Genomic DNA, 24919 nt, shown 5'->3' on the forward strand with positions numbered 1-24919 from the left:
TACCCGCCCGTGGCGGTCAGCGCCGCGGGCGTTGGCGCATTTATTGCAGCGAATTGAATGAGTTGTCTCAGGCGAAAAAAACGCTAAAACCCCGCCCGATCCGACAAGAAGCTAAGGACAAACTGATGAACATTCTTCCCGGCAATATGCGTTTTGGTGCGGGCCAGCCGGTCAAGCGTTTGGAAGACCAGAGACTGCTCACCGGGAAGGGGCAGTTCATCGACGACAAGCCCGAGGAGGGCGCGCTGTGGCTCTATGTGCTGCGCTCGCCCCATGCCCACGCTAGGATCAAGTCGATCGACACCAGGGCCGCGCTTGATATGGCCGGGGTGGAGGCCGTCTACACCGGTGCGGATTTGGTGAAGGACGATATCGGCACCCTGCCTACTCTCGCGATCTTCAAGCGGCCGGACGGCAAGCCGATGACGGTGCCGCCGCGGCGGCTGCTGGCCCATGAAATCGTGCGCTATGCCGGCGAGGCGGTGGCGGCAGTGGTCGCGTCATCGCGGGTGCTGGCGCAGACGGCGGCCGAGGCGATCGAAATCGACTACGAGGTGTTACCGTCGGTGGTCGATCCCGTCGAGGCGGTGAAATCAGGTGCACCCGCGGTGTGGCCCGAGGCGCCCGACAACATCGTGGCCGCCATGAGCTACGGCGATGCCGCCAAGGTCGAAGAAGCGTTTGCAAACGCGGCTCATAAAGTCTCGCTCGATCTGGTCAGCCAGCGGCTGGTGCCCTCGGCGATGGAGCCACGCTCGACGATCGCCGAGATCGAGAAGAAAACCGGCCGGTTGATCCTGCATGTGCAGTCGCAAACCCCGGGCTCAACCCGTGATCTGCTCGCCGAATCCATCCTGAAGCGGCCGAAGGAGAGTGTCCGCGTGCTGGTCGGCGATATCGGCGGCGGCTTTGGCCAGAAGACGAGCCTCTATCCCGAGGACGGCATCGTCGCTTACGCCGCCACCAAGCTGAACAGGAAGGTCCGCTGGCGCGGCGACCGCACCGACGAGTTCGTCGGCGGCACCCATGGCCGCGATCTCACTTCGACCGGCGAATTCGCGCTCGACGCCAAAGGCCGCGTGCTCGCCTATCGGGTGCGCTCGATCGGCGGCACCGGAGCCTACTCGTCGGGGACCGCGAACATCATTCCGCTGGTGCTCGGCCCGTTCGTGCAGACCGGCGTCTACGACCTGCCGCTGGTGCATTTCGAAGTGAAGTCGGTGATGACCAACACCGCGCCGGTCGGCGCCTATCGCGGCGCCGGGCGGCCCGAGGCGGTGTTCATCGTCGAGCGGCTGATGGATGCCGCCGCGCGGCAGATCGGCATGGACCCGCGCACCATCCGCAAGGTGAACTACATCAAGCCTGCGCAACTGCCTTACACCAATGCGGTCGGCCAAGTGTACGATTCCGGCGCCTTCGCGCACATGCTGTCGCGCGCCTCGGAGCTTTCGGACTGGGACGGCTTTGCCGCGCGCAAGAAGGCGGCGAAGAAGAAGGGCCTGCTCTATGGCCGCGGCCTCACCAGCTACATCGAATGGACCGGCGGGCGCGCGCACACCGAAAAGGTCAGCCTGCATGCCACTGCAGAAGGCCGCATCATCCTGCATTCCGGCACCATGGCGATGGGGCAGGGCCTGCAGACCACCTACACCCAGATGGTGTCCGACACGCTCGGCATCCCCATGGACAAGATCGACGTGGTGCAGGGCGACACCGATCTGGCGACTGGCTTCGGCAGCGTCGGTTCGCGCTCGCTGTTCGTCGGCGGCACGGCGGTCGCGGTTTCGAGCAATGACATGATCAACAAGGCGCGCGAGAAGGCCTCGAACGTGCTCGAAACCTCCATCGAGGATATTGAGTATCGCGACGGCTGGCTGACGGTGGTCGGCACCGACAAGCGCATCAGCCTGTTCGAAATCGCGAAGAATGAAAACGGCGCGCGACTGTCCGTCGATTCCGAAGGCGAAGTCGACGGGCCAAGCTGGCCCAACGGCACGCATATCTGCGAAGTCGAGATCGATCCCGAAACCGGCGTCAGCAAGGTGGTGCGCTACACTACCGTCGACGACGTCGGCATCGCGGTCAACCCGATGCTGGTGACCGGCCAGGTGCATGGCGGCGTCGCCCAGGGCATTGGGCAGGCGCTCTATGAGGGCGTCGCCTACAGCGAGGAAGGCCAGCTATTAACCGCGAGCTACCAGGATTACTGCGTGCCGCGCGCCGACGACATCCCGCCGATTATCGTGACGCTGGATGATTCCGCGCCGTGCCGCACCAATCCGCTCGGCGCCAAGGGTTGCGGCGAGTCCGGCGCGATCGGCGGCCCGCCTTGCGTCACCAACGGTGTGATGGATGCCTTGAGCGAACTCGGCATCAAGCAGCTCAATACCCCGCTGACCCCCGCCAAGGTCTGGCAGGCGATCCGGGATGCGAGGGCGGGGTAAAGGTCGGAGCCGTCCTTTCACCCTCCCCTGGAGGGGGAGGGTCGGCACGCATCGCGAGATGCGTGACGGGGTGGGGTGATCTCTCAACTCGGGCACTGATGGATGTGGAGGCACCGTCACCCCACCCCGCCGCTCACTTCGTGAGCGTCGACCCTCCCCCTCCAGGGGAGGGTAAGAAGGAGCTGCCGCGAGTCCGGGTCCGGCCGCTACAACCCCAACACCATCTTCGCCACGATATCCCGCTGGATCTCCGACGAGCCGCCGAAGATCGTATACGCCCGGCCGTTGAGATATTCCGGCACGACGGGGAGCAATTCCGCGGGGATGCCTGGCGCCTCGTTGAGCCGGTAAAGCGGCCGCACCGGCTCGACATAGAGGCCGTCATTGCCGATCACGTCGACGCCCAGCCGCGTCACGGCCTGGCGGATTTCGCTGACGCGCAGTTTTAGCAGTGACGACACGGCGCCGGGATTTTGTCCGGTCTGCAACGCCGACAGCACCCGCAGTTCGGTCATTTCAAGCGTATCGATATCGACCTCGATCTCGGACATCCGCACCGCGATATCGGGATCGTCGATGGCGCAGCCGGTGGCGTCGGATTCGGCAAGATCGGAAATCGTCTTCAGCGCGTCGCGCAATTTGGCCGAGGCGATGCCGGCGCCACGCTCGAACTCGAGCAGATATTTGCCGTAGGTCCAGCCTTTGCCTTCCTCGCCGACGCGGTTCGCGACAGGCACGCGCACATCGTCGAAGAACACCTGGTTGACCTCATGGTCGCCGCCGATAGTGAGAATTGGCCGCGTGGTGATGCCCGGGGTCTTCATGTCGATCAGGATGAAAGAGATGCCGTCCTGCTGCCGCTCGGTCTCGCTGGTGCGCACCAGCGCGAACATGCGGTTGGCGTAATGGGCATGCGTGGTCCAGATCTTGGTGCCGTTGACGATGTAGTCGTCGCCATCGCGCACGGCGCGGGTCTTCAGCGACGACAGGTCGGAGCCGGAGCCCGGCTCGGAATAGCCCTGGCACCAATAGTCCTCGCCGGAGAGAATTCGCGGCAGGTAAAAGTTCTTCTGCTCGGGCGAACCGAAGCCGATGATGACGGGGCCGACCATCTTGACGCCCATCACGTTCACATTGGGCACGCCGGCGCGGGCGCATTCGGCCTCAAAGATCCAGCGCTGCGACGGGGTCCAGTCGGGGCCGCCATGGTCGACCGGCCAACCCGGCGCGCCCCAACCCTTCTTGTGCAGCGCGCGCTGCCAGGCCATGCCGATGTCAGGATCGGAGAATACCGACGGCGTCAGCGCGGTGGCGCGTTTCATTTCCGACGTGAGATTGGCCGCGATGAATTCGCGCACCTCCTGCTCGAAGGCGCGCTCTTCAGCGTTGAAAGCAAGATCCATGGTGCGCTCCTTTCAGGCCTGGATGGCACGGCCGCCGAGGGCGGCGTGACGGCGATAATGATGGGCGCTGCCGCCGAACAACGTGTCGAAGGCGAGCAGCCGCTTGAAATAGGAGCCGATGTCGAGCTCCTCCGTGACGCCCATGGCGCCGTGAAGCTGCACCGACTGTTCGGCGACAAAGCGCGCGCACTTGCCGATCTTGGCTTTCGCGCCCGACGCTGCGCGGCTGCGCGCTACCGGTTCGGCGTTGGCCATCAGCGCCGCGCGCAATGCCATCGAGCGGGCCTCGTCGCACTGCATCGCCATGTCGGCGAGGCGATGCCGGATCACCTGATTGGCGGACAGCGGTCGTCCGAACTGTTTTCGGATTTTGGTGTATTCGAGCGTCTGGTCGAGCAGCGTTTGCATGATGCCGACGGCCTCGGCGCCAAGTGCGGCCATAGCGCGGTCGATTGCGGCTTCGATCGCTGGTAGTGCGTCGCTACCATCGCCTAGCAGGGCGTCGGCAGAGAGTTGGACGCTGTTGAGTTCGAGATTGCAGGCCCGCCCGCCGCCAAGCCGGGGAAAGTCGCGTGAGGTGAGGCCGCGCGTGCATTGCGGTACGAGGAACAGGCAAAGCTTACCTGGCTTGCCATTGCCGTCATCGACGCGGGCCGAGACGATGATCTGTCCGGCGGCGCTGCCGTCGAGGACGGCGGTCTTTTGTCCGTCGAGGCGCCAACCGTCAGGCGTTTTCATCGCCGTGGTCCGGACGTCGGCGAGATCGAAGCGCGCCTGGCGTTCCGAATGCGCGAACGCCAGAACCAGCGATCCATCGGCGATATCAGGCAGCAACGCGTGCTTCTGCGCCTCCGTGCCGCATTCAGATATCAACGACGCGCCGATCACGACCGTCGAGAGATACGGCTCGGAGATGAGGCCGCGGCCGAACGCTTCCATCAGGATGCCAATCTCGATGGCGCCGCCACCGAGCCCGCCATGGGCCTCGGCGATCGGCAGCGCCAGCCAGCCGAGTTCGGCGAACTGCTTCCAGATGTCGGCGCTGAACCCGAGCGGATCGTTCACGATCCGGCGGCGGTGATCGGCGGTATAGGTCTCGCTGACGAAGCGGTCGGCACTTTCGCGCAGCAACCGCTGCTCGTCACTTGGGGTAAGGTCCATCTGATCTACTTTGCTCGTTCTATTTTGCCTGTGCCGGTTTTCTGACGGAAGGGTGCAGGCCTGTGGGATCCACGATCATTCCGAATTCCTGTAGGTTATGCGCGTGGCAGAGCTGATGCAGCGCGAACGCCTGCTCGATCGCCGCCGGTTGCCCCATCACGTCGATCGAGCGATTGACGGCTTCTTTTGTCAGCTTCAGCGCGAACGAAGGTTTTGCTGCGATCCTTTCGGCAAGCTTCATGACGAAGGAAGAAAGCTCTGGCCTCGGCACGACATGATTGACCATACCGAGCCGGTGCGCTTCCTCCGCGCTCCAGACGTCAGCGGTGAACAGCAATTCCTTGGCCTTGCGTGGGCCGAGCTCCCAAGGATGCACGAACCATTCGACGCCGCAGACGCCCATGGTCACCACGGGATCGCAGAACTCTGCATCATGGCTTGCGACAATGAGGTCGCATGCCCAGGCCAGCATCAATCCGCCGGCGATACACTTGCCGTGCACTTCGGCGATCGTAGGTTTCGCCAGATTGCGCCAGCGCCGCGTAATCTGCAGATAGATTTCCTGCTCGCGCGCGAAACGCCCGTGCGCATTGGGTTCGGCGAACCCGCCCCAATTTCCGACTGGCGGAAAATCTACGCCGGCGTTGTTCTTAGCCCCGGGGCGCAAATCATGCCCTGACGAAAAATGCGGACCGTTGCCTGCGAGGATGATGACCTTGATGGCATCGTCCTGCACCGCCTGGTCGAAGGCGGCGTTGAGGTCGTAAGTCATCTGCAGGTTCTGCGCGTTGCGCGCCTCGGGCCGGTTCATCACGATCCGCGCGATGCGCGGCTCCGGCCGCTCCACGACGATGGTCTCGAACTCCATGACGCCCTCGCGTTTCCCTTATCGTTGGTGGCCATGTTGTTATTTCAGCAAATGATACGCAAGGGCCATCGGGCTGCGAAATGGAACGGGAACGGCTTTGGGCGCTTATTTGATGCGGCCATTCTGATGCCGCGCGCCGGAAATAACAGCGGGAGAGCCCAATGCGCAGATTTTGGACCGTGCTGGCGGCGCTGGCGACGCTGAGCCTGACCAATTGCGGTTACAACGCGATCCAGACCAACGACGAGCAGGTCAAGTCGGGCTGGTCGGAAGTGGTCAACCAGTACCAGCGCCGCGCCGATCTGGTGCCAAACCTCGTCAATTCGGTGAAGGGTTTTGCGCAGCAGGAAAAGGACGTGCTGCTCGGCGTTACCAATGCGCGCGCCAAAGTCGGCAGCGTCCAGGCGACGCCGGAAGTGCTGAACGATCCCGCCGCATTCCAGAAATTCCAGGCCGCCCAGAGCGAGCTCACGAGCGCGCTGTCGCGGCTGTTGGTGGTGACCGAGAACTATCCGCAGCTCAAATCCGACGCCCTGTTTCGCGATTTGATGGCGCAGCTCGAAGGCACCGAAAACCGCATCACCGTGGCGCGCAACCGCTACATCAAGGCGGTGCAGGACTACAATGTGGGCATCCGCACCTTCCCGAACAATCTGACGGCGATGGCCTTTGGCTACAAGGAGAAGCCGGGCTTCACGGTCGATAACGAGAAGGCGATCTCGACTGCGCCGAAGGTGGACTTCAACCCGACGCCGGCGCCCGCAAAGTAGCGGCCGAAAAAGACAAACGCGATGAACGCTGCAAGAGCCCCCCTTCTTGCGCTGCTCGTGTGCTGGGCTTGTTCGGCACTGGCGCTCGTCGCGGTGCCGGCTTTGAGCGGGCAGGTGGTCGATCAGACGGGCACGCTCGGTAGCAGCGACATTGCAGCGCTGACCCAGACGCTGAAAGATCTCGAGACGCGAAAGGGCAGCCAGATCGCGGTGCTGATCGTGCCGACGACGGACGGCGAGGCGATCGAGCAATTTTCGCTTCGGGTCGCGGAAGCCTGGAAGATCGGCCGCAAGAAGATCGACGACGGCGCGCTGCTCGTCATCGCCAAGAACGATCGCCGGCTCCGTATCGAAGTCGGCTATGGCCTCGAAGGCGCGCTGACCGATGTCACCACGAAGCGTATCATCGACGAAGACATCACGCCGAAGTTCAAGGCCGGCGATTTCGCCGGCGGCGTCTCTGCCGGGATCAACCGGATGGTCCGGGTCGCTGAGGGCGAGAAGCTGCCGGAACCGGCGCCGCCGCATTGGGAGACGTCTGAACTCCTCAATTACCTCAACCCGGGCAATCCGCTTGTCATCTTTGGGCTGATCGTCCTCGCGGCCGTGCTGCGCAGTCTTCTTGGCCGGTTCATCGGCGCGCTGGCGATCGGCGGCATTGTTGGTGTTGTCGCCTGGTTTGTTGCGGGATCGCTCGCGGTTGCAATGCTGGTGGGCTTCGTCGCTTTCGTCGTCACCTTCCTGTTCCAGAACATGGGCTCGACCGGCCCAAGCGTGGGGCGCCGCCGATACGGCCGGGACAACGGCGGATGGGTCATGGGCGGCAGCGGCTCCAGTGGCTCCAGTGGTAGTGGTGGGTTCAGCGGTGGCGGCGGCAACTTTGGCGGCGGCGGCGCCTCAGGGAGCTGGTAGACATGAGCATCCGACGCATTACCAGACATCTTCTGCAGCACCACTGGCGGCGCCGTCTCGCATTCCCGCCGGACGTGTTGGCGCGGATCGAGCGCGTCATCAAAGCTGGCGAGAGCGCGCATGCGGGACAGCTTCGCTTCGTGGTCGAAGGCGCACTCGACGGCGCGCCGCTGTTTCGCAATCAGTCGGCGCGGGAGCGGGCGCTGGATATCTTTTCGCAATTGCGGATCTGGGACACTGCGCACAATAACGGCGTGCTGATCTATCTTCTGCTCGCCGATCGCGATGTCGAAATCGTCGCCGACCGCGGCATCAACGCGAGGGTGGGCACAGCGGGCTGGGAAAGAATATGCCGGGAGATGGAAACGGACTTCAGAGCAGGGAATTTCGAACGCGGCGTGATCAAGGGGATAGAAGCCGTGTCGCGCGAATTGGCCACGTATTTTCCGAGGAGCGGTGGCGGCTCGAACGAACTGCCGGATGCGCCCGTTGTGATGTAGCTCACAGCCATCACCTTAAACCAATGGATAATCGGCCCATCCGTTTCCATGGGTGTGAGCGTACCTTGGTACGGTTCGGCAATACCTGCGCGCAATGGCGTCAGCCGGCACTGAGTGCTACTGATTAAAATAGTTGTAGTAACCGGAATGCAAAGCAACGGAACCGGACTCCCGAGCCGGCAGTTGCAAGACAAGGTCGGCGGCGTAACGCCCGCCGGCCTTTTTCTTGAGCGAGCGGTGAGCTGATCACGCTTTCGCCGAAGGCCGTTCCGCCACACGCGCCATCCATGCGACGATATTGGCATTGGCGGGATCGAGCGGCTGGCCAACCTGGCCGGCGAAATCGAGCCAGCCATAGAGCAGGATGTCGGCCAGCGTGAAGCGTTTGCCGCAGAGATAGTCGCGGCCGTCGGCCATCTGGCCGTTGAGCCATTGCAGGCGGTTGGCAGCGATCATCTTCAGCCCGGGCGAGGCCTCAGGCGCGCAGGGAATTCGTTTTTCGAAAAACTTGAGACCTTCGCCGAAGCGAAAGCCGTTGCCGAGATGCTCGCAGATGTTGAGGTCGACGCGGCGGGTCCACATCCGGCATTCGGCGCGCTGCTCCGGTGTCGTCCCGATCATCGCGGGGGCCGGGTGCTTCTCTTCGAGGTATTCGCAGATCGCGGTGATCTCGGACAGATAGTTGCCGTCGTCGAGTTCGAGCGTCGGCATCTGGCCGTGCGGATTGCGCTTCAAATGCTCGGCTTCACGGTTCTCGCCCTTGCGCAGATCGACGGTCTGCTTCGGCACCTCGATGCCCTTTTCCGCCATGAACATGCGGACGATGCGCGGGTTCGGTCCGACCGAGTCGTAGAACTTCATGATGCAGTCTCTCCCTTATTTTTCTTGTGGTTGTGGGAGCTGTTGAACATTCCGCCGCAGCGTTTGTCAAATGGCGCGCTATTGTCGGCCTGGCACCGCAGAGCCGAGACCGAGCGTAGCCCGGATGGAGCCAACGGGTCGCGCGAATGCGCGCCCGATGACAGGCTCCGCGTAATCCGGAGCTGTCCTGAATTGTTGGATGCTGTTCCCGCATTGCGCTCCGCTCCATCCGGGCTACAGGCCTAGCTGTCGTCGAGCTTGTTGAGGTCGCGGACCGATTGCATGATCGGTTCGAAATTCGCCCGCGCATCCAGCGCGTCGAACAATTGCGCGGTGTCCGACAACAATCCGTGCGAGCGCTGGATCGCGATCCGCACGTCGTCCTGCGGGGTGTCGGACAGTCGCCCGTGGCCCGACAGCAGAATCTTCGAATTCAGGCCCTTCAGCCGCTCCAGCGACTGGATGTAATCGGCGATGCTGCCCGAGCCGAACACGCCGCCCATCACGCCGCCCGGCATCAGCGTATCGGAGGCGAACAGCAATCCCTTGTCCGGTTCGAATAGCGTGATGCAGGCGGAGGTGTGTCCCGGCGTGTACATCACGCTGAGGCGGAAATTGCCGAGGTCGATCAGGTTGCCTTCTTCCAGCCAGAGATCGATGTTGATCGGCACGTTCGGCTCGTTGAACATCTTGCGCAGCATCGAGAAGTCGTCGCGCAGCATGATCTTGTTGGCGGCCAGCCGATGTGCGGCGATGAAGGCGCGGCCGTGGAAATGATAGGCCGCGCCGATGTGGTCGAGGTGCTCGTGGCTCAGCACCACCATGTCGATCTTCTCGGGCGGGCAGTCGAGGTGCTCGAGGCATTTCACGAGATGCGGATAGTTCGACGACAGCCCGGCATCAATCATGATGGTGCGCGAACTGCCGCGCACCAGATAAGCGTTTGCCGCGCGGTTCTTGAAACGGATCTGATAGACGTCTTCGGCGGCCTGGATCAGCGTGCAGACCTCGGTCTCGAACAGCGTCTTGAATGGGCTCGGCTTCCGCTCGCTCATGAATTGGCCGCGGCTCTGAAGGTGACAGCGTTCGACGCGCGCAACCGTTTACTGAGCGCATCCATGATCATCAGCGCAAAAGCCGGCTGCTGGCTGACCAGGTAAACGAAGCGGGCATGGTTGATCCGCATCACGCGGGTGTTTGGGGCGGCCGCAATGGCGGTTGCCGAACGGGACGAGCCGTCGATGACCGCCATCTCGCCGAAGAACTCGCCCTTGCCGAGCGTGACGATCACCGTCTTGCTGGGGCCGTTCATCTTGGCGATCTCGACCTGGCCGTCGAGCACCACGAACAGTTCCCGCCCGGTCGAGCCTTCCTCAAAAATGACGTCATCTACATCAAACTCGTTGATGCATTTCTCGATGGTCATGATGGCCACCTGCCTTTCTGGCTGGTTGGTCCATGTTAGTCGGGAAACAGACCGGCGCAAACGGAACCAGCAAGGATGCCGCGGGGCAGCATTAGGGGGCTCGGGACCGGGCCAGCCGATATTTGCGGCCCAAAACCGGGCCGGATGAGTTCCTAAAATTTCGGTAAGGCCGCCACCGGTAAGGATTTGGCAAGTAATAAAAGTTACCAAATGGTCAATCAATTCTGGAGAATGCAACGTGAGCGATCAGCAACCCCAGCCCGCCAGCGGTGAAACCGGAACTCTTGGCGCCTGGCCGGCCACTCCCGACATGCCTGCGCCAGGCGAGCCGGTGACGGCCGCGGCGGAGGTCGAGGCGGCAAAACTGGCGCCCGAGCAGGAAGAGACCTCGCCGAAGCCCGATGCGGCCAAGGACGCCCCCAAGGTGGACGCGCCCAAGGTGGACGCCGTCAAGATGGAAGCGCCAAAGGTCGAGGCCTCAAGGGCTGAGCCTCCCAAGATCGACGCCGTGAAGCCGGAAGCGCCGCGCTTTCCCGGCAACGTGACGATCATGTCGCCCGGCGACCGCGTCGGAGCCGATGCGAAGGCTGCGCCGGCGGAAGGATCGTCCGGCAAGCGCCGATTCGGGGCGATGGCCGCCGTGGTCGCGCTGGCGACGGTGGCGGGTGCGCTTGGTGGCGCGCTCGCAACCGCGGGGTTTGGAAAGCTGATGGCCCGAGATTCGGCTCAAGCATCAGTCCAGGCGCCGGCCAAGGACAGCGCGCTCGAAGCCTCGGTGGCACGGATCGATGCCGAGATCGTCGCGCTGAAATCTAGCCTGGAGCATAATTCCAAGACCACGACGGGCCAACTCAACAAGGCCAGCGACCGCCTCGACAAGGTCGAGAAGGCGCAGGCCGAACCCGCCGCGAAACTCGCCAAGCTCAGCGAGACCGTCGACAAGCTTCGCGCCGCCCAGGCGTCCACGACGGCTGCCGCTGCGCCGGCTCCTGCGAAGGAAGTCACGGGGTCGATACCGCAGCAAGCCACAGCCGCCGCGCCGCCTGCGGCTCCTCCTGCCTCTGGAGCTCCGCCCAAGCCCGAGGTTGCCCGGCTGCCGACCGTCGAAGGCTGGGTATTGCGGGACGTCGCCAACGGCAGCGCCTTGATCGAGGGCCGCCGCGGCATGTACGAGGTCTATGCCGGCGATCCCATTCCCGGTCTCGGCCGTGTCGACGCCATTCGCAAGCAGGACGGCCGCTGGGTGGTCGTGACCAGCAAGGGTCTGATCGTCGCGCGCTGACGGGACGACACATGAACAGGAAGGCGCTTCACGGCGACGTGAAGCGCCTTTTTTCTTGAATAGGTCTCATTGCGCGGTGTTAGGTGGAACATGAGCCGCGTGCCAGGATTTCTCGCCATCGTATTTGCTCTGCTGTGCGGCGCCTTGCCGGCGCGTGCCGCACAGGATGCGGCGCTGGAACGCGGAACAGCCATCACCGATCCCGCGACGTTGCGCGAACTCGACGGCGGAAAATTTCGCCTCGACCGCATGCTGCTGCCGGAGCGGCCGGCTGATATTCCGCTCGCCAATAGCGAGCTGTTCGCCGTGCCGTCGATGGCGCCAGTCCGGCAGGCGATCGATGGCGAGTTCGATCGCTATGTCGCGCGGCACCGAGCGAACCTGCCGAAGGAGACGATCGGCGTCGGGGAGGGCTTTGATTTCCAATTGTTCGACCGCGCGCTGCTTTATTCGGCAGAGACGCGGTTCATGCTGGCCGGCATCGTTAACCGGATGGACCGCACTTACGTTTCCGAAGCAAGCTGCGGCGAGATCCGCCTGATCTACCGGCTGACGCGGATGAACAAAGCGGCCGGCGACAACGCTTCGCCGCCGCGGCTGCCGATGACGTTGAATCTCGTGCTGAAGGCGAAAGGCGAGGGATCCACGATCACCTGTTCCAAAATCGCCAATCGCTGGCTCGCCGCGCCGCTCGGTGGGACACCGGCGGCAAAGGATGGCCCGCTCGACCTGATCGACCATCAGAATATCGACCGCATCGAAACCAATCTCCAGATCGTGCACGCGCCGAAATCATCGGTTCGCGATTTCCGCACCGATTATCTGTTGAAGGTGTTTCGCTACGATCGGCAAGCGCGCGTATTTGCGGAAGCGCCAATGGAAAACCAGATCGACCGCGCGCGCCTTCTGGCGGCCGATGGCCTCAAGCGCGAGTTCAGGGCATGGCTGCTCGACCCCGCCAATCTCGTCGCGTTCGATCGCGGCACGGCGCTGATCCCGGAAAAATTCCTCGCCACCGGCGCGATTGCGCCGACGCCGGTCGGGTTCGATCCATCGGATCTGGAGCCCGAATTCGGGCTGGTGCAAGGCGAGGGCGCCGTGTTCAGCGAGGCTGACGTCGTGGCTGCGCTCAGGAAGGCCACGGAAGGGGGCGCAAAGCTGCAGAACATCCGCTCGCCTGCCGGGTTTGAACGCAGGCTCAATGATGTGACCTGTTCCGGTTGCCACCAGACCCGCGGCATCGGCGGATTTCACTTCCCCGGCGTCGACTGGATGGCGGAAAAGCCGTCGAATTCGACCGTAGTGCCGGCATCGCCGCATTTCTTCGGCGATCAGATCCGCCGCCGCGATATTCTCGCAAGCCTGCGCGACGGCAAGGCGCCGGATTACTCGCGCGGGTTCGCCAGCCGTCCGCAATTGCGCGGCAGCACCGAACTCGCCGGCACCAATCACTACGACGGCTGGGGCGCGCATTGTTATGTGCCGGACAAGCAGGCCGCCGGCAATGATGCAAGCTTTCGCGATTGGACCTGCGCAGAGGGCCTGACCTGTCAGGCCGCCGGCAAGACTTCCCGCATCGGGATGTGTTTCGTCAAAAGCCGCTAGCGATACGGCTCGGTCACTTGGCGTAATGCGTCAGGCGTTTGCCGGGCAGCAGATCATAGGCCGATTTCCAGCCCGGCAGTTGCGCCATCCGTCCGAGCCAGGCGTCGATCGCGGGATGGCTCGTCGCGAGGTCATAGCCGGTCTCGTCGGCGGGGTAGTGCAGATAAGCCATCATCGAAATGTCGGCCACCGTCGGCCGTTCACCGATGGCGAATGCATTCTTCTGCATATGCTGCTCGAGAATGGACAGGAAATCATCAAGGCGCCTGCGGAAATGCTTCAGCACGTGCTCGTCCGGTGATGGCGTGAAGGTCCGTAAATAGCGGTAGGTTGCCATGTAGCCGGTGAGCTTGTGGTTGTCCCAGAACAGCCAGCGCAGCAGTTCGAACTGCTCCTGCTCGGTCTCGCCGCTGAACCGGCCGAATTGCTTTGCCAGCTTAAGCAGGATCGGCGCGGTCTGTGTCAGGCGTTCGCCGTCAACCTCGAGCACTGGAATTTCACCCATCTCGTTGACGTCGCGCCGCCATTCCGGTGTTCGCGTCATGCCGCCGCCGAAATCGGTCCAGACCGGCTCGAAAGTTTGGCCGCACAGGGTAAGCATCAGCGCGAGTTTGTAGCTGTTTCCCGATTCCGGGAAGTAATGCAGGCGATAGGTCGACATGGAGCGCTCCCTGCGCGTTCGCGGCTTGCCAACACGAATGGCGATACGTATAGTCCGCAAAACAAAACATTTGTTCTGTTTTATGTGCAATCAATAGTCGTGTCAACATGACCCGGGAAATCGAACGCAAGGCCAGCGAGCGCGAGCGTCCCTTGATGGAGGCGACGCTTCGCATTGTCGGCCGCAAGGGCATCGACGGCGTGACGCATCGCGCCGTCGCGACCGAGGCCGGGATGTCGGTCGGCGCCGTCACGCATCACTTTGCAACGCGTGATACCCTTGTGGACGCGGCGCTCCGCTTTGCCCTGACACGCGAAGTCGGACGGCTCCGCGCGCTGGCGCTCAGTCTGCAAAGCAAGGCGTTCGACACGGAAGCCTGGATGGATTCGCTGGTGGCTTGGTATTCACAGGAACTCAAGACCCAGCCCGAGATTCACATCGCCTGCTACGAGGCGTTTCTCGCCTCGGCGCGAAATGAACGTCATCGGCCGATCGTCGCAGAATGGTTCGATACGTGGCGACAGAGCGCTGAGCTTGCCTTGCGGGCCGCCGGTTCGTCCGACCCTCGCGGTCATGCCGCGCTGTTTGTCTCGACCCTGATCGGAATGCTGCTGCAGCAACTCGCGGTGCCCCGCCGCAGTTTCCGGCAGGAGACCAGGACGGAGCTGCTGGAGCTGGTCAACAATCTGCTGGCGAAGAGGTAATCTCTCTCAGGCTGGAGAGAGGCTTCTGATGGCCAAGAACAGCCTGACGCGACCCTCACGCCACCGCGCCGGCCGCGCGCAGCTTGCCGATTGCGGCTTCGTCATAGCCTGCGTTGCGCAGGATTTCGTCGCTGTGTTCGCCGATCGCGGGCGGCTTGCGCGGCTGCACCTTCTTGCTGCCATCCACCCAGATCGGGCTGGAGATCGTCAGCATGGTGTCGTTCTCGAACGGCACCAGCACCTCGTTCTCGATCATCTGCTTGTCGTTCGGAATGTCGTCGAGGATGCCGACGACGCCGAACACCAGGCCGTTGCCGTCGAGGATCTTGCGCCATTCGGCAAGGTCCCTGGTCGCAAAGGTCTCGTCGAAGATCTTGATCAGTTCGAGCGATCGCGCATGGCGGTCTTTCTTGGTTTCGAATCTCGAATCGGTGATGAGGTCCTCGCGGCCGAGGCAGCGCGCCAGCGTCGGCCATTGCCGGTCCTCGTTGAGCAGCGACAGGATCAGCCAGCGTCCGTCCTTGCACTGGTAGTGGTTGGTGACCGCGTTGAGCGCGCGCTCGCGTGGGCGGCGTTCGCCGAACTTCGCGCCGACCAGTTTTGCTTGCGCCAGCACCGAGGCGGCCCAGACGCCGTTGGCCATCAAATTGGAGCTGACATGCGAGCCCTTGCCGGTGCGCTCGCGCTTGTAGAGCGCGGTGACGATCGCGCCGTAAAACGCCATCGCGCAGGGGTGGTCGCCCATGCCCGCGATCGATCGCGCCGGTGTCGTGTGTTCGTCCGCTCGCACCAGGTCCATCAGGCCCGAGCGCGCCCAGTAGGCATTGGAATCGAAGCCGGGCTTATTGGCTTCCTCGCCCTTTTCGCCGTAACCGGTGAAGGAGGCGTAGATCAGGCGTTCGTTGAGGGGCGCCAGATGGTTGTGGGTGATGCCGAGCCGCTCGCGCACCTGCGGCGGATAATTGGTGATGAAGACGTCGGCTTGGGCGGCCAGCCGATGCAGCACCGCCTGACCCTCGGGCTTCGAGAGATCGAGCGCGAGGCTCTTCTTGTTGCGGGCTTCCAGCATCCACGCGAAATTATGCTCGCTATGCGGGTAGCCCGGCAAATTCGGCAGGTTGCGATAGGGATCGCCGGCGCCGGGCGGCTCGATCTTGATGACGTCGGCGCCGAAATCCGACAGCACGGTGGCGGCCGCAGGCGCTGCGATAAAACTCGCGCAGTCCAGAACCTTGAGGCCTTCGAAAATACCCTTTTCCATCGTGGCGCCGCTCCGTGACGTTTGTTGTTCCTGTTGAATTATCGCTGTGCGATCAGGTTCAAAACGTCATTTGGCCCATCTTGAAGGGTGATGCAACTACTCCCCATCAGACATCAGCGCTGCATTTCCGCCGGCCGCCGCCGTATTGATCGTCACCGTCTGCTCGGTTGCAAAACGCGCGAGATAATGCGGCCCGCCGGCCTTGGGCCCGGTGCCCGATAACCCATGGCCGCCGAACGGCTGCACGCCGACGACGGCGCCGATCATGTTGCGGTTGACATAGATGTTGCCGACCTGGAGCCCTTCGATCGTGTCTTCCACTGTATCGTCGATCCGCGAATGGATGCCGAGCGTCAGCCCATAGCCGGAGCGTTCGATCGACTGCAGCATCTGGTCGAACCGGTCGGCGCGGTAGCGCACCACATGCAGCACCGGGCCGAATACTTCTTCCGTGAGCCGGCCGGCATCGGACAATTCAAAAATGTGCGGCGCGACATAATTGCCGTGTGGTGCGTCACCCGCGAAGTGCACCCGCGCTTCCTTCTTCATGCGTTCGATATGCGCGTCCAGCCGCTGCCTGGCCTCGGCGTCGATCACCGGGCCGATATGGGTGGCGGGATCGGAGGGCTCGCCTATGACGAGTTCGCGCGCCGCGCCCGCTATCATCTCGATCATGCGGTCGGCGACGTCGTCCTGCAGGAACAACAATCGCAGCGCCGAGCAGCGCTGGCCGGCGGAGCGGAACGCCGAGGTCACGACGTCGTCGGCGACCTGTTCGGGCAGCGCGGTGGCATCGACGATCATCGCATTGATGCCGCCGGTTTCGGCGATCAACGGCACGATCGGCCCATCCTTGGCGGCGAGCGCGCGGTTGATCGTTCGCGCCACTTCCGTCGAGCCCGTGAAGACGATGCCGGCGATATCCGGATGCGCCACCAGCACGCCGCCGATCCGGCCGTCGCCCGCCACCAGATGCAGCGCTGATGCCGGCACGCCGGCTTCATGCAACAGCCGTACAGCCTCAGCCGCAATCAGCGGCGTTTGCTCGGCCGGTTTCGCAACGACTGCGTTACCCGCCATCAAGGCCGCGGTGACCTGGCCCAGGAAGATCGCCAGCGGAAAATTCCACGGCGAGATCGCGACGAAGACGCCGCGGCCGCGCAGGCGGAGCATGTTGCTCTCGCCCGTCGGTCCCGGCATCGCCTTGCCGTCGCCGAATAACTCGCGTCCCTGCGCGGCATAGTAACGGCAGAAATCCACGGCCTCGCGGACTTCCGAGATCGAATCATCGAGTGTCTTGCCGCCCTCGCGTTGCAGTAACGCGACGAAATGCGCCGCGCGCCGCTCCAGCAGATCGGCGGCCTGCTCCAGCGCCGCCGCGCGCGTCTCGGCTGGCGTTCGGGTCCAGTGCTTGAAACCGTCGCGCGCGGCCGCGATCGCTGCATTGGCCTCCGCCTCCGTTGCGTCGGCCATGCTGCCCGCTGCGGGTGTTGGTTCGGTGGCGATGGCCGAAACGAGTTGCTCCAGCGCCGCGCGCTCGCCGAATTCGATCCCGCGTGAATTTTTCCGCGCCAGCCCATAGAGGTCGCGCGGCAACGGAATGTTCGGATGGCTGGCATTGTCGGCACGGCCGATGATATCGGCCGGACGCCGCAGCAATTGCGAGACCGGCATCGCCTCGTCGGCGGCGAGCGCAACAAAGGATGAGTTGGCGCCATTCTCCAGCAATCGCCGCACCAGATAGGCCAGCAGATCGCGGTGGCTGCCGACCGGGGCGTAGGTGCGATGGGTGATGTCGGGGCGGTCCTCGCCGAGCTTTGCGTAGAGCGCTTCGCCCATGCCGTGCAGGCGCTGGAATTCGAATCCGCTCTGGTCCGTTGCCAGTTCGAGGATGGTCGCGACCGTCAGCGCATTATGCGTGGCGAACTGCGGAAAAATTCGGGGGCGCAGCGCCAGCAATTGCTGCGCGCAGGCGACGTAGTTCAAATCCGTCATCGCCTTGCGGGTGAACACGGGATAGCCGTCGAGCCCGCGTTCCTGCGCGCGCTTGATCTCGGTGTCCCAATAAGCGCCCTTCACCAGCCGCACCATCATTTTGCGGTCGAGGCTGCGTGCAAGACGATCGACGTAATCGATCACGTCGGAGGCGCGCTTCTGGTAGGCCTGGATCGCCAGGCCAAAGCCGTCCCAGCCTCCCAGCGAGGAATCACCGACCGCTGCCGCTATCACATCGAGCGACAATTCCAGCCGGTCCGCTTCCTCGGCATCAACCGTGAAATTGAGGTCATAGGATTTGGCTTGCCGGGCGAGATCGATCAGGCGCGGGACCAGTTCGCTCATCACCCGTGCGCGGCTCACGGCCTCGAATCGCGGATGCAATGCCGAGAGCTTGACCGAGATGCCGGGCCGGTCGGGCAGGGGACGCTCGCCAGCCGTGCGGCCGATCGCCTCGATCGCGCTTGAATAAGAATTGAAATAGCGCGCGGCGTCGTCGGCCGTGCGCGCGCCTTCGCCGAGCATGTCGAAGGAGTAGCGTTGATGGCGCGCGGAATGCGGCTGCGCCCGCGACAGCGCGGCTTCAATGGTTTCGCCGAGCACGAAATGATTGCCCATCAGCCGCATCGCCTGCCGCGTCGCCGCCCGCACGGCCGGCGCGCCCAGCCGCTTGGTCAGCCGGCCGATGGTCCCCTGCGGAGTCTCGCCGGGCTGGATCACGCGGGCCGACATGCCGAGCGCCCACGCCGACGCGTTGACCAGGAACGCGCTCGACCTGGTTTCGTGATGGATGAAGTCGCCCTGCGCGAGCTTGTCTTCGATGAACTGGTCGGCGGTGCGGGCGTCCGGCACCCGAAGCAACGCTTCCGCCAGCACCATCAGCGCCAGCCCCTCCTTGGTCGACAGCGCGAATTCGCGCAGCATGTCCTCGACGCCGCCGAGCGGATCGTCGTTGGCCCTGATGGCCTCGATCAGCCGCCTCGCCGTGCGGTCGATGCGCTTCTCCTGCGCCGGCTCAAGCGGCACGGCCCGAAGCAGGCGATTGGCCATGGCACGGTCGTCGGGCGCGTAGGGCGCGCTGAAGGGCGGGAGGGGCGACTGAGGAATCAGCATAGGATTCTCTTGGCTCCAGCCAGCTTACCGGGGCCGCGATTGACAGAACAGGGCGCAAATTTTCCCAATTTTCCAGGGGATGGCTGGATCGCTGAGGCCGGAATGGTGTGCGAGCGGAACCAACTGGCGCACGGAAAACACAGCAGACGGAATTTCGGCGGCGGGATCTACGGATTGCCGGCTTGCTGGTTGGCAGCGTGATGGAGCCGCGCTAATCGTCAGGCTCGTCGCATGGGAACAGCAGGGATCATGAGAGACGCCGGACAGCCCACATTTGGACGCCAGTCGCGCGCGGGACTAGCGGCCGCGTTTGGCATTTTCCTCGCGACGCTGCTTGGCGTCTCCGCGGCGAAGGCCATCGAGATGAGTGCTGAGGTCGCCAACCTCTACAGCTCGGTTTCGATCTATCCGCCGTCGGCCAAATCCATGACCGTCTGCTACGGCTTCGTCTGCCGGCGCCGCGAGATCCTCGACTTTACGGCCGCCGACCGCAGCGCGATCACACAAATCATGGCGGCGGGGCGCGCCTCGGCCGCGGCCGAGCGCGCCGCGGTGCAGAAGGTGGTGGTGTGGTTCGATCGCCGCATGGGGCCGATCCTCGGCACCAACAAGCGCGTGGCGAAAGCGGATTTCCGCTACTTCGACGACAAGCACAATTACGATTGCTGGGACACGACGCGTAACACCACCAGCCTGTTGCTGGTGCTGCGGGAGTGGGGGCTCTTGAAGCATCACGCGATTGGCGATCCCAAATATCGCGGCAATACGCTGGTGCTGCAGACACCGCACAACACGGCGGTGCTGGTCGATCGCGCTACCAAGATCGACTGGGTCGTCGATCTCTGGCCGCGCGGCTATCTGCAGCCACCCGACGTGATGACGGTCCAGAAATGGGTCACAGAAGATTGAGCGGCCGGTTGTCGCGCACGATTTAACTATCGCACGTGCAGAAGCGGTGCCCGCTCCGCCGAACGCTCACAGTTTTGAGAAGTTTTTTAAGCCCTACTCCCGGATTTTGCGTCCGAGAGCGCGCCGTTGCCGATCGCGCGTTTGCGCTAAACCTTGAGGTTCTCGGCCGAAGTCTTGCCCCGATTGGCGATCTCTTCGTATTCGACGGTCTGCCCTTCATTGAGTGTCGAAAGACCAGCTTTCTCAACTGCCGAAATATGAACGAACACGTCCTTGCCGCCGCTCGAGGGTTGGATGAACCCATAACCCTTGGTCGGATTGAACCACTTCACCGTACCTTTAGCCATTCACGTCGTCTCCGCGGAATCAAAAAAAGTAAACGAGCCGCCGGTCCCCGCACTAACCGGCATGCCCGAGGCATCAGGATACGCGGGTTGGGGCGGACTGGGTAGCGCAAACGGACCGGCCGTTTCGGCAAAAAAGTGCCCATTCGCACCCGATTTCCGCCGTTTTCCCGGTTTCGCGCTCATTTGACGCGGCCGGGGGCGGTGATTCGAAAAATCGGGCAATCGGTTCGACCCGCGGCGCGCTGACGTCATTCTCCCGCTTGCGGGGAGGTGGCGGCGGGCCTCCTGCCTGGCATATCGCATACGGAAAACCCCGGCCGCGCGAGCGACCGGGGCTTCCGAACGAAACGTCTGCGGCCGGATCAGTAGCAGACGTTCACCGTCCGCCAGCGGAAGCCATAGGGTGTCAGCACGCGGCGGGTCACGTAGCAGCCATCATAGCCGCCACCGACGAAGCCGATCCTGAAGCCATGGCCATGGCCGAAGTGGTGATGATGATGGTGATGCGGCCAGAACCCGCCCGCCGAAGCGGTGGTGGGCGCCAGCGCCATGGCGCTGAGGGAAGCGACGGCAACAAGGGCGAGAGTCACTTTGCGAAGCATGGTCGTTCTCCTGAATGTGCGCGTTCGACGTTTTGTCTTGGCGCGGGTTTAAGTTTCAGTCTTACCCATCGCCAATCTGTCGTGCGCCCCGAGATGCGGGTTCGAGGAATTTGCGCCGCGTTCGCCGACAATTTTCTGAACGATTATTCAGGTGTGAAAAACATCACACAGGCTTCGAAACGCTATCACTGTAGTGGTTTCAGGCTGCGGCGCTTTGCTCTTCGTTAACCGGCGCCGGCAGCATCCGCGCATCGGCAACGGTGCGCACGATCATCGGTTCGTTGCGTCCACGAATCTCGACTTCCTGCGCCGGCAGCGCATCTTCTGCCAGTCCTGCCGTTGCGCGAACTTCATCCGAGATGACAACCTCGCATGCAAGAATCTTGGTCATGTCCTGCAATCGTGCTGCGACATTAACGGGATCGCCGAGCGCGGTGAACACCATGTGATCGCGATAGCCGATGTCGCCGACGATGACTTCGCCGCCATTGATGCCGATACCGAAGCGGATGGGTTCGCGCAGATCGTGTTCGAGAAACTTGTTCAGCTCGTCGACATTGACGGCGATTAGGGTGGCTGCCCTCAACACCTGGCGGCACGCCTCCTGCCGGCTGCAGGCGAGCCCGAACAACGCCAGCATGCCGTCGCCGACGAACTGGTTCGGTCGGCCGCCGCTTTCGATCACCGCCTGCGACACCGCGCCGAGGAAACGGTTGACGATGAACACCGTGTCGAACGGCAGCCGCTTCTCGGCGAGTTTGGTCGAGCCGCGCATGTCCACGAACAGGCTGACAAGGTAGCGCTCCTGACCGATACGCGTCGGATTGGACTCGTGGCCGTCGGCCGACATCGTGTGCGGCAGGAAAAGCTGGAAGAACGAGATATCGGAGTCCGGCCTCAGCTGACAGGCAAGGCGGATGGAAGGATCCGACGTGCCGACCCGGCCAAGCACGAACGCCTCGCGCTGTGAGGGCTCTGGCAGGTCGCTGTGGTCGCCAATGATGCGGATGCGGCAGGTCGAGCAGCGCGCCCGCCCGCCGCAGACGCTGGCATGAGGCACGTTGTTGCGCAGGCTCGCCTCGAGCACGCTGAGGCCCCGGGGCACCCGCACGGTCCGGCCGTTGCCATAGGAGAGGTTGATCATGCCGCGGCGGCGCTCGTTGATGGCGCGGGCGCCGCGGGCCAACAGCGCGATGCCGATCAGGCCGAAATAACCGAACAGGAAATAGTCCGTGATGCGGTCGAGCGCCTGCGCTTCGGCGCGGGTGCCGATCAGGCGCTGCGACTGGGTCTCCGCGCGCCATTCCTCGCTGTCATTGTCGATGACCATGCGCCCGCTCTGATAGAAGCCCAGCATGGCGAGCGTCGGAACCAGCACCGCCGCAGCGAGCAGGAACGGCGCGGCGCGTTTGTAAAACGCTTTCATCCGAAGCCAGAGATATAGCCCGATGCAGCCGTGCACCCAGGCAATGGTCATCACCGCAAGCATCATCGGAATTCGGTATGGCGCCCAGACCCAGTACAGGAACAGCACCTGCGGATAGAGCTTCTCATGCCCGAACAGCGTCTGGCCAAGCCGGACGCCGATGATATGCGCGATGATCAGCATCGGTATGCTGAGGCCAAGTGCAAGCTGCAGCGGCTCGATCGCCTTCCAGCGGAATTGCCGGCGCTCATAGAGCGCCCAGATGCCGAGCGCGGTGTGCACCAGGCACGCGGTGTAGAACAGGATCGTGACGGGGAGGAATTGCCAGAACGCGGTGTGCAGATGGACGCCGCCCGCCAGCGCCTCCAGCGAGATGTTGCCGAGTGCGTGGTTGAGGAAATGGCTGACCAGATAGGCGAACAGGATCACGCCGCTGACGAGGCGGACCTGCCGGAGGCTGATGCCGCGGATGGATACCGTCAGTTGTTCTCGGGAAAGGGCGGCCATGCGATCCATAGGGTCAATACTGGGCGATACTAATGCCTAATTCCAGCGGTGGATACCATCTACCGTCGTTCCTGCGTTCGCAGGGACGACGATGAAGTTTTTCCGTCGCGGAACGTTGACACTCCGGGGGTAGTCGAAGAGAAAGCGCCGTGACGATAGCCCCGCCCGATATCAGCCAGTCCAAACCGGACCGCTCCGCCGCGCCATGGTTTGCAGCGCCCTGGCTTGCCGTGGCGTTGCTGATTGCCGCGTTGACGGTGATGCGGCTGGTCTATGCCGGCGTGCTCGATCTGCGTACCGACGAGGCCTATTACTGGACCTGGTCGAAGGAGAGCGCGCTTTCCTTCCTCGATCATCCGCCCGGCATCGCCTGGCTGATCCGGTTCGGCACCGCGATTTTCGGCGATACGAATCTCGGCGTCCGGTTCGGCGGCATCGTCGCGATGCTGGTGACGCAGTTGCTGCTCGCCGACATCGTCCGCCGCGTGACGCATGATGTGCGCGCGGTGATCTTCGCGGTGCTGTTGCCGGAAGCGGCGCTGTATTACGGGTTGTTGATGGCGAAGGTCGCGCCCGACACCGCAATGATCCCCTGTGCGGTCGCAATGCTGTGGTCGCTGGTGCGGCTGCACGAGAGCGGCAATCCGCGCTGGTGGCTCGCAGCGGGACTTTTTGCTGGCCTCGCGCTGTTGTCGAAGTTCACTGCGATCCTGCTGCTGCCGGCGGTCGCGGCGTTCGCGCTGGTGCCGGACTGGCGGCGGCGCTGGCTGCTCAGCCCCTGGCCGTGGCTGGCGACGCTGATTGCGGCGATTGTGTTTCTGCCGGTGCTGATCTGGAATGCAGAGCACGATTGGGCGTCGTTCCGCTTCCAGTTCGTCCGCGCGGTTGCGACCCATCCATTGTCGCTCCGCACCGTCGGTGAATTCATCGGGCTGCAGTTCGGCCTCGTCGGCTTCGTGCTGCTGCCAGTGGTGCTGTCCGGCGTGACGCTGACCGCTTGGCGCGGCTATCGCAGCCGCGAGCCGGTCGCGATCCTGCTGTCGACCGCCGTACTGGTGCCCTTCCTCTATTTTATCTGGAAGTCGCTGACCTTGCGCGTCGGCGACACCTGGCCGATGTTCATGTGGCCCGCCGGCTTTGCCGCGACCGCCATCAATCTCGTCATGCTGCCGCGGGAGGGTTTTTCGGACCGGATCGTGAAATCGACATTCTGGTGGGCGAGGGTGGCCGTGATCTCCGGCATCGCCTTCGTGGTCGGCGTGTTCTTCTATTACGTTGCAGCGCCGTGGAATCTGATCGGCAGGACCGATCCCGTGGGCGGCGAGGCCGGCTATGAACAGGTCGCGGCGCGCGCGCGCGAGCAGTTGCGAGCGACCGGCGCGACCTGGATCGCGACGTCGGATTATCGCACGTACGCGATGCTGCGCTGGCATTTCAACGGGCAGGTACCCGTCATCCAGATCAACGAGCGCGGCCGGTTCCAGGGCTTTGGCGATCCCGGCATGAAGGCGATCAAGGATCATCCCGGCCTCTATGTCGCGCGCGAGCCAGACAACCGCCTGCCGCTGTGGGATCTCACGACCGCCAAACGGCAGCCGCTGGCGCGGGTCGAGCGCGTCTGGCGCGGCGTGGTGATGGATACCTACGCATTGGAAAAATTGACGGGCTGGACACCCGAACTGTCGCCGCCGCCGGACTCGCCGCTGTTCCGCTGGCGTGTGCTGGCGGGGATTTTTGGGGTTGATACGGTTTCGTTGCCCGGATGAGCGCAGCGATATCCAGGGCGGTGTTAGAGTGGTCCCGGATATCGCTGCGCTCATCCGGGCTACGGGCCTTCGGCTTAAGCTGCTTCCCCGGCCGTCATTGCGAGCGGAGCGAAGCAATCCATCTTTCCGTGCGTGAGGTGACAATGGATTGCTTCGCTCCGCTCGCAATGACGGTAGATATAGGATCGCGTTCTCGCGGCGCCGGTCGCCCGAGGTTTGCATATTCGTTTGGCCCTCTTCGAAATAGAGGGCGCAGGGAAGACCGGGTGCTTGCTGCACCCGCGGTCTCGCGTGCGATTTGCACAAACAAAAGTGCACACGAGCATACAGGGCAGCGGGAACACTCCGGCCTTCCCTGCGCAATGGCTTTACGGCTTACTTCGTGCTCTTCCC

General features: G+C 63.3%; 21 protein-coding genes. 9 read left to right on the forward strand and 12 right to left on the reverse strand.

The genetic code is table 11. The features are described 5' to 3' along the window. Positions 1–125: 125 nt before the first annotated feature. Positions 126–2447, forward strand: a complete 2322-nt coding sequence (locus tag V1294_RS09445; RefSeq protein WP_334496575.1) for a xanthine dehydrogenase family protein molybdopterin-binding subunit — start codon at positions 126–128, stop codon at positions 2445–2447. Between the two features lie 206 nt (positions 2448–2653). Here the strand turns inward: V1294_RS09445 and V1294_RS09450 are convergent, their stop codons facing one another. From V1294_RS09450 to V1294_RS09460, 3 genes are read right to left on the reverse strand one after another with little or no spacing between them, the layout of a single operon-like run. Beyond that, on the reverse strand, positions 2654–3850 hold the full coding sequence (locus tag V1294_RS09450) for an acyl-CoA dehydrogenase family protein (RefSeq protein ID WP_334496577.1): 1197 nt from the start codon (positions 3848–3850) through the stop codon (positions 2654–2656). 12 nt (positions 3851–3862) lie between these two features. Further along, positions 3863–5011, reverse strand: a complete 1149-nt coding sequence (locus V1294_RS09455; protein WP_334496579.1) for an acyl-CoA dehydrogenase family protein — start codon at positions 5009–5011, stop codon at positions 3863–3865. 19 nt (positions 5012–5030) lie between these two features. Further along, positions 5031–5879: an enoyl-CoA hydratase gene (locus tag V1294_RS09460; RefSeq protein ID WP_334496581.1), complete on the reverse strand. Its 849-nt coding sequence runs from the start codon at positions 5877–5879 to the stop codon at positions 5031–5033. 161 nt (positions 5880–6040) lie between these two features. Here V1294_RS09460 and V1294_RS09465 point away from each other — a divergent pair, with 161 nt between their 5' ends. Genes V1294_RS09465 through V1294_RS09475 form a run of 3 tightly spaced genes read left to right on the forward strand, consistent with a single transcriptional unit; the run spans position 6041 to position 8061 of the window. Further along, positions 6041–6649 (forward strand): LemA family protein, encoded by a 609-nt coding sequence (locus V1294_RS09465; RefSeq protein WP_108520460.1) that lies wholly within the window; start codon positions 6041–6043, stop codon positions 6647–6649. Between the two features lie 21 nt (positions 6650–6670). Beyond that, on the forward strand, positions 6671–7561 hold the full coding sequence (locus V1294_RS09470) for a TPM domain-containing protein (protein ID WP_334496583.1): 891 nt from the start codon (positions 6671–6673) through the stop codon (positions 7559–7561). A 2-nt stretch (positions 7562–7563) separates the two neighbouring features. Continuing rightward, the gene (locus tag V1294_RS09475) at positions 7564–8061 is read left to right on the forward strand and encodes a TPM domain-containing protein (RefSeq protein ID WP_334496585.1); all 498 of its coding nucleotides are present in this window, start codon (positions 7564–7566) and stop codon (positions 8059–8061) included. Between the two features lie 246 nt (positions 8062–8307). On the opposite strand, the gene V1294_RS09480 is transcribed toward V1294_RS09475, so the two are convergent. The 3 genes from V1294_RS09480 to V1294_RS09490 form a co-directional block, all read right to left on the reverse strand. Beyond that, complete coding sequence (locus V1294_RS09480) at positions 8308–8922, reverse strand: glutathione S-transferase family protein (RefSeq protein ID WP_334496586.1); 615 nt, start codon at positions 8920–8922, stop codon at positions 8308–8310. 242 nt (positions 8923–9164) lie between these two features. Then, positions 9165–9977 carry an MBL fold metallo-hydrolase gene (locus tag V1294_RS09485; RefSeq protein ID WP_108520469.1) on the reverse strand — a complete coding sequence of 271 codons (813 nt, stop codon included), beginning with the start codon at positions 9975–9977 and terminating at the stop codon, positions 9165–9167. Further along, positions 9974–10585 (reverse strand): Crp/Fnr family transcriptional regulator, encoded by a 612-nt coding sequence (locus V1294_RS09490; protein ID WP_334496587.1) that lies wholly within the window; start codon positions 10583–10585, stop codon positions 9974–9976. The genes V1294_RS09485 and V1294_RS09490 overlap by 4 nt, the downstream gene beginning before the upstream one ends. Position 10586: 1 nt before the next feature. Here V1294_RS09490 and V1294_RS09495 point away from each other — a divergent pair, with 1 nt between their 5' ends. Beyond that, positions 10587–11630 carry a hypothetical protein gene (locus V1294_RS09495; protein ID WP_442895329.1) on the forward strand — a complete coding sequence of 348 codons (1044 nt, stop codon included), beginning with the start codon at positions 10587–10589 and terminating at the stop codon, positions 11628–11630. Between the two features lie 90 nt (positions 11631–11720). Continuing rightward, positions 11721–13235 carry a hypothetical protein gene (locus V1294_RS09500; protein WP_334496588.1) on the forward strand — a complete coding sequence of 505 codons (1515 nt, stop codon included), beginning with the start codon at positions 11721–11723 and terminating at the stop codon, positions 13233–13235. A gap of 13 nt (positions 13236–13248) precedes the next feature. Here V1294_RS09500 and V1294_RS09505 read toward each other — a convergent pair whose 3' ends face one another. Continuing rightward, positions 13249–13896 (reverse strand): glutathione S-transferase family protein, encoded by a 648-nt coding sequence (locus tag V1294_RS09505; protein ID WP_334496590.1) that lies wholly within the window; start codon positions 13894–13896, stop codon positions 13249–13251. A gap of 107 nt (positions 13897–14003) precedes the next feature. Between V1294_RS09505 and V1294_RS09510 the strand changes: the two genes are divergently transcribed. Continuing rightward, positions 14004–14600: a TetR/AcrR family transcriptional regulator gene (locus V1294_RS09510; protein ID WP_334496592.1), complete on the forward strand. Its 597-nt coding sequence runs from the start codon at positions 14004–14006 to the stop codon at positions 14598–14600. Positions 14601–14655: 55 nt separating this feature from the next. Here the strand turns inward: V1294_RS09510 and V1294_RS09515 are convergent, their stop codons facing one another. After that, complete coding sequence (locus tag V1294_RS09515) at positions 14656–15861, reverse strand: CaiB/BaiF CoA transferase family protein (RefSeq protein ID WP_334496593.1); 1206 nt, start codon at positions 15859–15861, stop codon at positions 14656–14658. A gap of 96 nt (positions 15862–15957) precedes the next feature. Further along, positions 15958–18963: a bifunctional proline dehydrogenase/L-glutamate gamma-semialdehyde dehydrogenase PutA gene (putA, locus tag V1294_RS09520; protein WP_334504569.1), complete on the reverse strand. Its 3006-nt coding sequence runs from the start codon at positions 18961–18963 to the stop codon at positions 15958–15960. A 255-nt stretch (positions 18964–19218) separates the two neighbouring features. Here putA and V1294_RS09525 point away from each other — a divergent pair, with 255 nt between their 5' ends. Beyond that, the gene (locus V1294_RS09525; protein ID WP_442895330.1) at positions 19219–19878 is read left to right on the forward strand and encodes a hypothetical protein; all 660 of its coding nucleotides are present in this window, start codon (positions 19219–19221) and stop codon (positions 19876–19878) included. A 146-nt stretch (positions 19879–20024) separates the two neighbouring features. Here V1294_RS09525 and V1294_RS09530 read toward each other — a convergent pair whose 3' ends face one another. The 3 genes from V1294_RS09530 to V1294_RS09540 form a co-directional block, all read right to left on the reverse strand. Further along, the gene (locus tag V1294_RS09530; protein ID WP_028351035.1) at positions 20025–20225 is read right to left on the reverse strand and encodes a cold-shock protein; all 201 of its coding nucleotides are present in this window, start codon (positions 20223–20225) and stop codon (positions 20025–20027) included. A gap of 362 nt (positions 20226–20587) precedes the next feature. Beyond that, positions 20588–20827, reverse strand: a complete 240-nt coding sequence (locus V1294_RS09535; protein WP_334496595.1) for a hypothetical protein — start codon at positions 20825–20827, stop codon at positions 20588–20590. Positions 20828–21026: 199 nt separating this feature from the next. Continuing rightward, positions 21027–22760: an adenylate/guanylate cyclase domain-containing protein gene (locus tag V1294_RS09540; RefSeq protein ID WP_334496596.1), complete on the reverse strand. Its 1734-nt coding sequence runs from the start codon at positions 22758–22760 to the stop codon at positions 21027–21029. Positions 22761–23020: 260 nt separating this feature from the next. On the opposite strand from V1294_RS09540, the gene V1294_RS09545 reads away from it, so the two are divergent. Next, a complete protein-coding gene (locus V1294_RS09545) occupies positions 23021–24526 on the forward strand; it encodes a glycosyltransferase family 39 protein (protein ID WP_334504574.1) in 1506 nt (501 codons plus the stop codon). The last annotated feature ends 393 nt before the right edge of the window (positions 24527–24919 follow it).

Origin of the sequence: Bradyrhizobium sp. AZCC 1678, from assembly GCF_036924765.1 — a bacterium.
Taxonomy (GTDB): domain Bacteria; phylum Pseudomonadota; class Alphaproteobacteria; order Rhizobiales; family Xanthobacteraceae; genus Bradyrhizobium; species Bradyrhizobium algeriense.